The sequence below is a fragment of the Marinilabilia salmonicolor JCM 21150 genome, from assembly GCF_000259075.1.
Taxonomy (GTDB): Bacteria; Bacteroidota; Bacteroidia; order Bacteroidales; family Marinilabiliaceae; genus Marinilabilia; species Marinilabilia salmonicolor.
Genome location: NZ_AJKI01000031.1, coordinates 322,245 through 335,585, shown reverse-complemented (window position 1 = coordinate 335,585; position 13,341 = coordinate 322,245). Strand labels below are relative to the sequence as shown.

Annotated in this window: 7 protein-coding genes; 5 read left to right on the top strand and 2 right to left on the bottom strand. The window is 44.0% G+C overall.

All coding sequences use genetic code 11. The features are described 5' to 3' along the window. Positions 1–2,114 (bottom strand): fasciclin domain-containing protein (locus W7W_RS23265; protein ID WP_010664658.1); only part of this gene is annotated, 2,114 nt, incomplete at its 3' end. Positions 2,115–2,379: 265 nt separating this feature from the next. On the opposite strand from W7W_RS23265, the gene W7W_RS22330 reads away from it, so the two are divergent. Further along, complete coding sequence (locus W7W_RS22330; protein WP_010664657.1) at positions 2,380–2,988, top strand: DUF6992 family protein; 609 nt, start codon at positions 2,380–2,382, stop codon at positions 2,986–2,988. Between the two features lie 65 nt (positions 2,989–3,053). Then, positions 3,054–3,566 (top strand): DUF4251 domain-containing protein, encoded by a 513-nt coding sequence (locus W7W_RS0115735; protein WP_010664656.1) that lies wholly within the window; start codon positions 3,054–3,056, stop codon positions 3,564–3,566. Between the two features lie 214 nt (positions 3,567–3,780). On the opposite strand, the gene W7W_RS0115730 is transcribed toward W7W_RS0115735, so the two are convergent. Continuing rightward, entirely contained in the window at positions 3,781–6,615 is a 2,835-nt protein-coding gene (locus W7W_RS0115730) for a triple tyrosine motif-containing protein (RefSeq protein ID WP_010664655.1), read from the bottom strand. 377 nt (positions 6,616–6,992) lie between these two features. On the opposite strand from W7W_RS0115730, the gene W7W_RS0115725 reads away from it, so the two are divergent. The 3 genes from W7W_RS0115725 to W7W_RS0115715 are packed head-to-tail and all read left to right on the top strand — an operon-like array spanning position 6,993 to position 13,337. Beyond that, complete coding sequence (locus W7W_RS0115725; protein ID WP_010664654.1) at positions 6,993–10,016, top strand: SusC/RagA family TonB-linked outer membrane protein; 3,024 nt, start codon at positions 6,993–6,995, stop codon at positions 10,014–10,016. An 18-nt stretch (positions 10,017–10,034) separates the two neighbouring features. After that, positions 10,035–11,570, top strand: coding sequence for a RagB/SusD family nutrient uptake outer membrane protein (locus tag W7W_RS0115720; protein WP_010664653.1), 1,536 nt, complete (start codon positions 10,035–10,037; stop codon positions 11,568–11,570). 30 nt (positions 11,571–11,600) lie between these two features. Next, entirely contained in the window at positions 11,601–13,337 is a 1,737-nt protein-coding gene (locus W7W_RS0115715; RefSeq protein WP_010664652.1) for a LamG-like jellyroll fold domain-containing protein, read from the top strand. Positions 13,338–13,341 lie beyond the last annotated feature (4 nt).

Sequence of the window (13,341 nt, the reverse complement as noted above, 5' to 3'; positions counted from 1 at the left end):
ACATCCAGTTCAGCGGCCTCCAGAGCTGTCTCCAGGGTTGTATGGTCCGGACTGTCGTTGATAATATCCACAACTGTGGTGGGAGGAATAAGTACAGCATCAATCACATGCACAACTCCATTGTCGGTTTCAATATCGGCCACGGTAACCTGCGCACCGTTGATAAATACATCTCCGCCGACAATAGTCACTTCAATGTCTTTACCCAGCATGGTGGTGATGACTTGTCCGTCGGAAACACTTGAAGACAGTGCCTCAGCTTCCACTACATGGTATAAGAGAACCTCTGTGAGTGCTCCTGATGGGTCGGCCAAAAGGTCGTCCAAAGTCCCGGCGGGTAAAGCATCAAATGCCGCATCGGTAGGTGCAAATACAGTGAATGGTCCTTCGCCGCTCAGAGCGACTTCAAGCCCGGCTTCCAATAGAGCTGTTTCGAGTGTGGTATGATCGGGACTGTTGACAATGACATCCACAACTGTGTAAGCCGGGGCTGCCATCATTCCGTCTACTGCTACCGGCCACACACCTGGTGAGGGAGCACTGACACCCTGATTTTCGCCACGGTTCATATCCTGACCAAAGAAGTAGAGTGGCCAACCTTTAAAGGTTAACTGATCTCTGCCGTAAACATTGATGCTTCCAAAGTCTGAAACATTAAGGTCCGATGGCACTAATGCTTCTGTCTCTTCATAAATGGGCCAGTTCGAATTGTTAGAGAAATCTTCAGCAGTAAACATATTTCTCATGTCATAATCGTTGATCCAAGTGTAAAGCGTGTTGCCATAGTCATCCACAAAGTATTGTGTTACCTCTGTGCCATGCTCGTAGGTACTGGTGTAATCATTTCCATCCAGTCCGGTTAGTTGATTATCAACCAGCATAATGGTATAATCCGGTTTGGCAACATACCATTTTGCATTAACTCCTTCACCAACGATGTCACCAGCCGAGTGATCATTGATAAAATAATATAAAGGCCAGCCTTTGTAAGTAGTCTGCATAACGCCGCTTCCGCGATCGATGGAACCAAAGTCAGATTCGTCCAACTCTGCTGGAATGATCATATCTTCAGAGTAGAAAACCGGCCAGTTATCAAGGCAACCATCAATACAAACTGATGTTCCGTCTGCATCAAGTGTGAAGAAGTACAAAGTGTTGCCATCTACATCGGTCAGGATTTTTCCGTAATCAACAGTTTCGGAAATATTTACGTCATAAGTGGGCGTTAATACTGCATCAATGACATGCACAATGCCATTGTCGGCATGGATGTCTGCAGCAGTAACCTCTGCATTGTTGATAAATACGCCGTCTACATTGATCGTGACATGGATATCATCGCCCAGCATGGTTGTGATGATATCACCATCGCTTAAGCTTGAGGATGCAGCCTCAGCTTGAACCACATGGTAGCGCAATATGTTTGCAAGTTCTCCGGTGGGATCGGCCAGCAATTCATCAAGAAGACCTGCGGGTAAAGCATCAAATGCAGCGTCGGTTGGAGCAAAGACGGTAAAAGGTCCTGTTTGATTCAGGGGAGTATCCAGCTCTGACACCTGAAGAGCAGCTTCAAGCGTAGCATGGTCGGGGCTGTCGTTGATTATGTCCACAACGGTGGTGGGAGGAATAAGAACGGCATCAATCACGTGCACTATCCCGTTTGCGGCATCAATGTCAGCCATGGTTACCTGTGCATCATTAATAAAAACATCTCCGCCGGTAATGGTCACCTCAATGTCTTTCCCCAGCATGGTCGTAATGATCTGGCCATCTGAAAGACTTGTGGAGAGAGCTTCTGCTGCCACAACATGATAGATTAATACGTTGGCGAGTGCACCGGTGGGATCGGCCAGTAAATCGTCCAGAGTCCCTGCCGGAAGTGCGTCAAAAGCGGCATCGGTGGGGGCGAAAACGGTGAATGGCCCTTCGCCGCTCAGGTCGTCATCTAATCCGGCTGCCACCACTGCCGTTTCCAGTGTGGTGTGATCTGCACTGTTGACAATGATGTCGACAACAGTTTGTGCATTAACCTGGAAGGAAACCAGGAATAGCGCTACAAAAGTTAAAATCCTAAATGGGATTTTGAATCTTAAATTTTTGGTAAAATGCTTCATGACCTTTTATTTGATTGTTCAATAAAATGATTAAAAATTTAAACAAAACAAATTTAATGTGAATGGATTCTGTTGTCAATACCCTGATGGAAAAAAAAGTGGTAAAAAAACAAATATTTGGGGGTGATTGGCTTTTCGTTAGAAGAAGGCTGTGAGGGTTTTTGTCTCTCTTTTTTTATAAGGTAATCAGTTGAACTAATAAATGGACTAGAGTGTTATCTTCGATATAGGTTTGTTTATTTTATGTGTTGTAAATTATGAACAGATGAAGGGGTTTTACACTTTGCGATGGCTTTTTTTGCTTGCCTTTATAATGATATTTGCAATGGATGCAGATGCTCAGGTAAGTTCTGACGAGTTTTATCCAAGGCATGTTCAGACTCAGAATGCAGGGATGTATGTCCTGGGGTCATGGGCTGTTGCAAATATTGCCATAGGAGCTCATGGTTGGAATCGTTTCAATGGTGAAAAGAAATATTTTCATCAGATGAATCTGTTTTGGAATACCGTCAACCTGGGCATTGCCGGATTTGCTCTATATAACAATATGCGAACGGATCCGTTGATGTTTGGTGTAGAAGAAGCTTTGGGTGAAGCCCGGAAGATAGAAAAAATACTGTTGATCAACAGTGGGTTGGATGTGGCCTATATTGGCACCGGCTTTTTGCTCAGGCATCTTTCATCCAATTCAGACAAACGTAAGGATTTACTGAAAGGCTATGGAAACTCTTTAATTCTTCAGGGCAGTTTTTTGCTGGTGTTTGACCTGATCCTTTATGGAGTATTGCATTCATCCCGAATGGATTTTATGGAGGGAATCTCCTTTTCCATGGGAGAAAGTTATTGGGGCGTTTCCTGGTGTTATCGATTTTGAATGAGGATATTCCGGCATGTATTTTGGATGTTTTTGGAGTGAGAAACTTAAAAAACAGGAGAGATATGAGAAGATTAGTTACATTTTTTCTGGCTGGTGCTTTTATTTTCGGAGCTTTGACTTCCGTTGAAGCTCAGCAGAAAATGACCAAAGCAGAAAATCGACAACAGCAGTTTGAAGAAACAAAAAACCTGGTAGAGAGCCGGAATTTTATTTTTGAGGCTGACCGTGCTTTTCCTTCAGGTGGAGCATCTATTGATCTGACTACCAATTACGGTTATCTTAAAGTGAAAGAAGACTCAATTGTAGTAGGAGATTTGCCCTTCTTTGGCAGGGCTTTCAGCGTTGATTACGGAGGAGGTGGAGGCATTGAATTCTCAGGAAAGATGGATGAACAAGAGTCTGAAATCGATGAAGAAAAGAAAACTATTACATATTCTTTTAAGGTGAAAGATGGTGATTATTTTCAGGTGTCGCTGCAAGTCTCGTACAATGGAGATGCCTCCCTGAATGTAATTAGTCACAATCGCAGTGCAATCAGGTATCAGGGGGATATATCCCGGGTTGAGGAAAATTGATGTGCTTTTTTGTTAGGAATCTCTATTTGATGGATTTGAGGCGCTGTTGATTAGTGTCTATCAATGAACTAAGTAAATTCTGTTTTAGAACTGTTTCTGGTCAGAACGTGCCAATTGCTAGGCTTGCAAAGCCGCCAAAAACGGAGTTTACTAATCGTAAATGAGTATTTTGGCGGCAAGCGTAACGACGCAAGTGGTACTTTATGGACAGAAACTAGTTTCCGTTCTGAAAAGTCAAAATAAAATCAGTAAGATCGGTGTCGGGGGAAAGATCCAGTTTCTTTCGCACCCGGTAGCGATGGTTCTCCACCCCGCGTACCGAAATCCCGAGCAAGGGTGCAATCTCTTTCGACGTGAGATTAATTCGGAGAAAGGCGCAGAGTCGCAGATCGCTGGGGGTAAGATCGGGGTATTCGGTTTTCAGAGACTGGAGAAAAGTTTCATGGGCCAGGTTGAAGTTGTATTCAAACGTTTTCCAATCGTCATCGCCTGTAATGTTACTGTCAATTTTTTTGATCAGCTCATTGTAGTATTTGTCCGGATACCTAGTTCCCAGTTGCTCTTTGTGACGTTTAAGCTTTTCTTTTAAGGAGATCAGGAACTCATTCTTTTTGATGATTCCCATGGTAGAGTTGGCCAATTCTCTGCTTTTGAATGAGAGTTCCGATTGTAGTTTCTCGTTTCTCAGTTGTATCAATTCTCTCTCTTTTTCCTCATTTTTGTGTTTCTCGTTCATCTTCACTCTCTTAATGGTGATGTACTTGCCAATGAAGGTTAACCCGCCGAAGAGGAGTGCATAAACGATAAATGCCAGTGTGCTTTGGTACCATGGCGGATTTACGGTAAACGAAAGTTCATGAATTTGGGAAGTATTCCCCCAGCTGTTTTTTGCCCGTACCTTGATGGCGTAATCGCCGGGAGGGATACGGTTGATTACAAACTCAGGATACTTCACCGGTTCTGACCATTCGTTATTCAGTCCTTCAATCCTGTATTGATAACTGATTTTTTCTGATGAATAGAGTGGAAAGGAGTAGCGCAGTGCAATATTGTTTTTACTGTAAGGAATTGCCAGTCGGGAGTTGAATGGGGATACCGCTTCAGCATTTCCTTCCTGCCCCCGAATCTCAATTTTACGGATATGTAATTGTTTGTTTTCAATCTCGCTGCCACTTTCAGGAGAGGTTGCATCCAGCAGTGCAAATCCGTTTTCGAGACAAAGCAGACCTGTTTTATTATCCAACGGAATGAGATTTTCTTCTTTGGGAATCATTTCGTTACGAAACAGGCCAATTGGAAACTCTTTTATTTTTTCCACATCCGTACCAAGAATCCTGAACAGTGCAATTCCTGCCGAATTCATAAACCAGTAGTGGTGATCTGGTCCGGAGGCAATAAAGAAAGCTGAAGTATATTCTCCCAGGTGATTATTCAGGAAGGTGTAGGGAACAATGGCATCTTTGAGGTCATCGTAGGTGTAAATGGAATCTTCATTGGTGAAAACCACCCTGTTCTCAACGGAGAAGGTTCGGATGCTTGCACCTTGTCTCCATATTTTGGACTCCTTACCAAAATGAGTTACCTGAACGGCAGAGTCAAGTGCCTCATTGAGTCTGATTTTATATATGCCCTGATATAAGTGTGAGGCCCACAGGTTGTTGCGGTGATCAAACTCAACAAACCGGATGAGGTCGCTGAAACCTTTTACAAAATGATCTGCCTGCCATCGGTTGTTTTTTCGTGAGAAAACTACCAGATCATTGTAGGTGCTCTGTAACAGATGGTTCAGATGGTCAGGGATTTTGGTGATAGAATACCCGCCGGCATGATTTGAAATCATCTGAGCTTCCTGGTCTTTAATCAGAAAGGTGCCCGAATTATGTCCCACCAGCAACTGGTTGTCGATTATTTCGCAATCCCATACCTGTCGCTGTGTACCGGGAACCAATTTAAAAGGTTCAGTGCGCTTTTCCCATTTGCGGTGGAATACTCCCTGATTTGTACCTGCATACAAAATACCATCCAGCAGGGCTGCAGAGTAAACCGCCCCCAGTTCCGGATGCTGGTAAACGGTATAGGATTTATTGGAAGAGAAGGAAATGAAATCCACTCCCTTGTCGGATGCCACCCAGATGTTCCCCTCTGCGTCACACCTCATAAAATGGACCGTGTTGCTTTGAAGACCGGTTTGAATGTTGATGTCCTGGACGAGCGTTCCCTCTTCGTCCAACACTTTGATGCCTTCCAGAATGGTTCCCACTATGGTGTGTCCGTCTTTGGTACGAAGTGCATTGTTGATGTTGTTGCGAATGAAACTTTGATGAAGTTCGCCGGCCCAGATGTTATAACTGCCTGTCTCTGAATTATAAATATAAAATCCGCTACTTTCGGTTCCCAGCAGAAATTTGCTTTTGGAAAGTTTTTCAATAAATGTGATTGATTTGCCTGTGAAGAATTCACCTTTTAGCACGGGACTATAATTATCTTCAGTAATTCTATAGATTCCATCGGAAACCAGTGCGATTAACAATTCATTGTCAACCACGGTAGCATTGGTAATAAATCCGTTTATGCGGACGACTGAGAATTTCCCGTCGGCATAAATGTAAATCCCCGAAAATGATTGAAAATACACTTTATTGTCGATAACGAAAACATGCCAGAATTCTTCATTCTTAGGAAAATAATCCTCCACCATAGAAGTGAGTGAATGGTATTGCAATCTGCCCAGGTTGTTACGTTCCCAGTAGCCCAATTCCCGGTATCCGCCGGTATATATTCTGTTGTTTTTATCTACTGCAATACAGCGAACTGCAAAACCATTGGGGGAGTGGTGCAGGTGCCACGATACTCCGTCAAATTCGATCAGGCCGATGCTGTTTCCTATGTAGGTGAAGCCATTTTGATCCATGGCAATCGACCAGTTCTTGTTGGAACCGCCGTATTGCTGTTTGTTAAAGTTTATTACATGCGGATTTAGAAAGTTGCCGGCAGTGGCAACCCCTGTGAAGGAGATAAAAAAGACGAGCAATTGCAGGGATTTCCTCATTTCTTCTTTATTAAGTGGAACTGGATTCTGTTTTTTGGGTGCGTATGGTCGGCGAATTTAATTGATAAAATGCAAAAATGTGTTTCGTGTCCATGTGTTTTCCTTTACAAATTACCCTTTTTGGCCTTAAAACCCTAAAATATACCTCATTTTTTTGAGGCTAATGAAATCTTTAGCCGGAATGTTTTTAAGATTGGTGTTTTTGTTAAAATCTGAATAATAGTTTTTTAGGTTAGGATTTTTTTTGTTGATGAGGTAATTGTGAAACGGGAAATCACATTTTTTAACAATGAGAGTTGTTGGTGTAGCAGAATATTACTGCTTCGGGAATTGTTGACCGTAATTTTACATCAGCAAAAACAAAAAAAATCATAGTCATGAGAAAAACTCTGTTGTTTATCTGTTTCTTAATGGTGTCTGCATTTGTCTTTGGACAGGATGAAATATCCGTCAGTGGCAAAGTGACAGACTCGGATGGTCTTGGTATTCCCGGGGCTTCAATCGTAATTGAGGGAACCACCACAGGTACCATTACCGATATGGATGGAAATTACAATCTCTCTGTCCCGCCTGATGCAACACTTACTTTTAGTTTTGTAGGATTGCAGTCACAAATTGTACCGGTTGAAGGACGCTCTGTTATAAATGTTCAGATGACAGAGTCCACAGTCGATCTGGAGGAGGTTGTGGTAGTTGGATATGGAGAGATGAAGGTAAAAGACCTGACCTCTTCTATAACTACTATTAAATCTGATGACCTGGCAAAAACTCCGACCGGACAAGCGATGCAGGCCATGCAGGGAAAAGTGGCCGGTATGCAGGTGGTGAGCAGTGGTGCTCCGGGAGATGCGCCAACCATCAGGGTGCGTGGTATTGGGTCCTATCCCGGTCAGGGGAATGAGTCTCCCTTGTATGTAGTGGATGGGATGTTTTTTGATAACATCGACTTCCTGAACTCTTCAGATATTACTTCTATTTCTGTGTTGAAAGATGCCTCTGCTGCTGCCATATATGGTGTTCGTGCTGCCAATGGTGTTGTCCTGATAGAGACCAAATCGGGAAGTTACAACAAAGAAGCCGAAATAACTTATGATGGTTATTACGGGGTTCAGGTGGCTCAGGATATATTAAAGATGGCCAATGCCGAACAATTCACCACCATGGCAATGGAATCCGGCTCTGCTACTGATGCACAATACATCCAGAATGCAATGCAGCGTTATGGAAGGAGCCGCATCAATCCGAATGTTCCTGATGTGAATACCGACTGGTACGATGAGATCTTGAGACCGGGAGCCATTCAGAATCATAGTGTGGCCGTTTCAGGCGGTGGAGAAAATACTACCTATTCACTGGGAGCCAACTATTTTGCCCAGGAGGGTATTCTGGATATGAAAAACGATTATGAGCGTTTTAATTTGCGTTCAAAAATTGACTATAGAGCTACCGATCGTTTGACTGTCGGTGCCAATGTTATTTTCAGTAACTCGACTAAATACATGCAGGATGGGGCTGCCTGGTTTGAGGCTTATTACGCGGTGCCTGTAATGCCGGTATATGATGAACAGAATGAAGTTGCCTGGCCTGATAAGTTTGCCAGTGCTCAGACTCTTGGTTATCGGGGAGGAAAAAACCCTTTTACAGCCATGACCTATTCGGATAATCGTGACAAACAAAGGAAAACAATGGCCAGTTTTTATGCTGAACTGGACATTATTCCTGATGTACTGAGTTTAAAAACTACTTACAATCACGATTTTACATCTTCCGAGAGACGTGAAGTCAGATTGCCTTATTATTTGACAGAAGGCGCGCAACGAAAAAATTCTTCTGTTGCAAAAACGGCCGCCAATTGGTCCAACCAGAGTTGGGATAATGTGCTGACTTTCCAACAGGATTTTGGTCCGCATGATTTGACAGTGATGGCTGGTACCTCATATCGTGACGAAGCTTATCAGGATCTCTGGGCTACCGGACTGGATTTTCCGGTGAACCAGGAGCAGGCATGGTATCTCAATCAGTCGAAAACAACTCCTGAAAATTCTGTGAATGACAATGGCCTTCGTCAATACGGAATGTCTTATTTTGGAAGAATTTCGTATAATTACAATAACAGGTACCTGCTTTATGGAACAATGCGGGCTGACGGAAGTTCCAAGTATCAGGAAACCTGGGGATATTTCCCTACAATTGGCGCAGGCTGGGTGGTCTCGGAAGAATCATTTATGGATGATGTTTCATTTATTGACTATCTGAAAATTCGTGGAAGCTGGGGAGAACTTGGAAATGACAAGATTCAGGCCAGCGACGGAGCCCGAACAACGACAGTAATTAATACCGCCATTGACGATAACCTTGTGGCCGGAATCATTGCCAGTAGTACCTATGGTGAGCTGGAATGGGAATTGACCGAGGAGACCAATATCGGATTGACTTCCAGATTTCTGGATAGTAATCTCTCGCTGGAAGCTGATTATTACATCAGAGATACCAAGAATGCTGCCATTTATGTGAATATTCCTTCTGTTGGGCAACGTGTTCTTCGTAACGTGGGTGTCATTCGAAACTCCGGATTTGAGTTGGCTCTTAATTATAGTAATTCTATCTCAGATGATTTGAGCTATTCTGTAGGTGCTAACATCTCTACCTTGGAAAATGAAGTTCGCGACCTTTACGGGCAGCCCTATATAGATGGTGGTTCGGCAGAGTTCCGTCAGCGTTCCATCGTGGGAGAGCCATTGTTGGCATTCTTTGGTCATGAGGTGACAGGTGTCTTTCAGAATGAAGAGCAAATCGCCAACAGCGGTCTTACCGAGCAATTTATCAATGATAGCGGTATAGAACCCGGCGATTTTATCTACAAAGATCAGAATGGCGATAATGTAATTGACGACAAAGACCGGGTTGTGCTGGGATCCTATTTCCCTTCATTTATGTATGGAGCCAATCTGGGCGTCAACTACCGGAATTTTGATTTTTCTTTAAGTCTCACCGGACAAACAGGAAATAAAATTCTGAATCGTAAACGGGGAGAGATTATCTGGACCAACGACGGAAATTTGGATGCAGATCTTGCCATTAACAGATGGCACGGTGAAGGAACTTCCAATAAATATCCTTCATCAGCAGGGCTGAGAAAAGGATACAACCAAAAAATGAGCGATTACTTTGTGGAAGATGGTTCGTTCTTCCGAATCCAGAATGTGCAGTTGGGATATACTCTCGATACAGAAAACTGGTTGGGAGGACAACTTCCCGGGGCACGGATCTATGTGACCGCCGAACGACCTGTGACTGTATTTGACTACAACGGGTTCAACCCCGAAGTCTCCGATGGTATCGACCGTCAGACTTATCCCATTCCTGCAGTTTATACTGTTGGTCTGAATCTGAAATTTTAATCTCAAAACGCATTGATTATGAAACCAGTTAAATATATTTTATTCACTTTTTCGGTTGCAGGAATGTTGTTTGCTACGGCATGCCACGACCTGCTTGATGAGCCTGCAGAAAACCGGGCTTTCACCGAAGAGACAGATTATACCATATCTGAAAATATGGTGTTGCCGCTTATGGGAGCTTATGCAGATTTCTACCAAAGGGGCTGGGAGGATATTCCTTTGCTTGCAGTACGTGGTGATGATGTGAATCACGGAGGTGAAGGTGATCAACAGGATTATGCGAACACGGATGATTTTAATTACAATCAGAATTTCTGGATGTTCAACTCGGTGTGGCAAAATATGTACAAAGATATCTTCACTGCCCACTCTGCCATGGAACAGGTGGAACTCTACATTGCCAATGGTGCATCTGCTTCGCGTGGGGATCAGTATATCGCAGAAGCCAAAGTGCTTCGTGCATGGCTGATGCTTCAACTGTCCAGGATGTGGGGAGATGTCTTTATTACAGAAAGTTCTGATCCGGCTCAGCTTTACACGTTGGCACCCTCTCCCAAAACTGAGGTGATGCAACATATTTCGAATCAGATGGATGAGGCTATTCCAAATCTGCCCGACATGCGTCCCAATGAGCGGACTGATATACCTGGAGGTGTGACACGTTACACAGCTTTAGCGCTAAAAGCAATGGCTCACCTGGAAATGGAAAACTACCAGGGTGTAGCGGATGCTACCGGAGCAATTATTTCTTCAGGGTTATTCTCGTTGGAACCCGATTATTATAATTTATTTAAAGTTCCGGGGAAATTGAATGATGAGAACCTGCTTGAGTTGCAATACTCCGATTTCGGACAGGGATCAGGTGATAATATTAGTCATTTGTTTGAATTTTACGGTCCTCAAAACTGGACACCCGCTGTAGAAGGTGCCGGAGGTGGCTGGGGATTCTTCGAACCCAGTCTGAAATGGATTAAGTTTATGCTGGACAGAGGGGAACAACTTCGACTGGAGACCAGTGTGCTTTTTACCAACCGGGGAATTGCTGAAATTCAGGAGGATCCGGAGTACGCTGAACTTCCCGAATGGATTTCAAACACTACTCCCTCGGGCGATGTGATCAACGACTTTCCCCGTGGGCTGTTTTCCAGTGGAAAGCACTATCTGCCTTCCAATCAGCTGACAGAAGGTAGAACAGCCTATGGAACCAATAAGAATTATATCATCACCCGTTATGCTGAGATTTTATTGATGCATGCTGAGGCCCTTACCAGAGGTGCTAGTAGTTCAGTTATGACTGCAGATGAGGCGGTAAACGAGGTGCGTGATCGTGCCGGTTTGTCCCCGCTTAGTGGTGTGAACACTCAGCAGGTGATGGATGAGAAATTTGCCGAACTGGCCATGGAACTGGGAATTCGTTACTACGATATGATCCGCATCGATAACTACAATGCATTGAGTTACGACGGGCGTCAGTTTACAGCCGACAAAGAATATCTGCCTTATCCGCAGGCCCAGGTTGATCTGCTGCCTGTTTTGGGAGAAGACGCAGAATAATTGTTTTTCAAATTATAAAAAGACAATCTCATGAAGGTTTTAAAGAATATATTGGTTTTTTCAATGCTGCTTCTTTTTGCTGCATCTTGTGAAGAGGGCATTGATTCCATTTCACGCGTTGAACCCGGAGCCGATGAAACAGCTCCGCAGATTACCCTCAATTATCCCAAAGAGGGCACCCGTATTCAGGTTACTGAAGCGGAAACCACTATTGTTATTGATTTTGAAGTCACCGATGATATCGAAATCGGCACGATAAAAGTTGTACTTGATGGGACTGAAATCGGCACTTTCAGTGATTTTATTGATTACCGCAGGTTTCTCCATGAGCTGACTTATGAAGGGTTGGCAAATGGTGAACATACACTTCAAATTACCGCGACAGATTTAGACGGTAAGAGTACAAACCTGTCGGTAACCTTTGAAAAGGTACCTCCTTATGAACCTAAATTTGATGGTGAAATTTTCTATATGCCATTCAATGGTGATCTGATGGAGCTCATATCTCAGGAGATGGGCACCAAAGTTGGAGACCCCGGGTTTGTTGATGACGGAATATCTCTCAAAGCTTATCAGGGCGCTGAAAATTCTTATGTCTCTTATCCTGTTGATATTTTAAATACAGGTGCTTTTACTGCTGCTTTCTGGTACAAAGTGAATCCAGTGCCGGGCAATGCCGGTGTGATTTCCATCAGTCCCGAAGGAGAAGACCGCACGAAAGGTTTGCGCTTCTTCCGTGAAGGAGATGCTGCCTCTCAACGGTTTAAGCTGAATGTGGGAACCGGAAGTGGCGAAATCTGGAACGACGGAGATGTGATTGATGCATCCGCAGATCAATGGATACACATCGCATTTACGGTTTCTGAAGCTTCCACCATCATCTATTTCAACGGAGAACCGGTAAATTCTACCGATGGTGGTATCATCGACTGGACAGGATGTGAAGGTATTTCCATCGCCTCCGGAGCACCTAATTTTAGTTACTGGGGGCATAATTCAGATGAAAGTTTGTATGATGAGTTGCGTCTTTTCAACAGGGCTCTTTCTCAGGAAGAACTACATGCTGTAATGGCTGATGAGGGAGAAGTACCTCCCTATGAGCCGCAATACGAGAATGAAATGTTTTATATGCCGTTTGATGGTACTTATGAGGAGAAAATCAGTGAAACGATGGCCACCGAAATCGGGACACCCGGCTTTGCAGGCGAAAGTGTTGCGGGCATAAACGCTTACGCAGGTGCTACTGATTCCTATCTTACTTACCCGACAGAGGGGCTGACTTCCGGAGAGTTCAGCGCAGCTTTCTGGTACAAGTCAAATACCGAGGCTGCTCGCGCAGGAATCCTTGTGGCAGGGCCTGAAGATCCTGATAATCCGGATGCTCAGAACCTTCGAACTTCCGGCTTTCGGTTCTTACGTGAAGGAAGTGAAACAGAGCAGCGGTTTAAGTTGAACATCGGTACCGGAGATGGCGAAGTCTGGAATGACGGAGGTACGATTGATCCTACTCTAAATGAATGGGTACATCTTGCTTTTACTATCTCTGAAAGCCAGACGGTAATCTATATTAATGGAGTAGAGGCTATGGCGGTTGATTCCAGCCCCATCGACTGGACAGGTTGCGATATCATGTCTATAATGTCAGGAGCCCCGCGTTTTGCAGGATGGGATCATCTTTCGGATTTGAGTTATATGGATGAGCTCTACCTCTTTGATAAGGCACTCACCGCAGAAGAGGTGGAGTCTCTGATGAATGATGCTTTGTAGATTA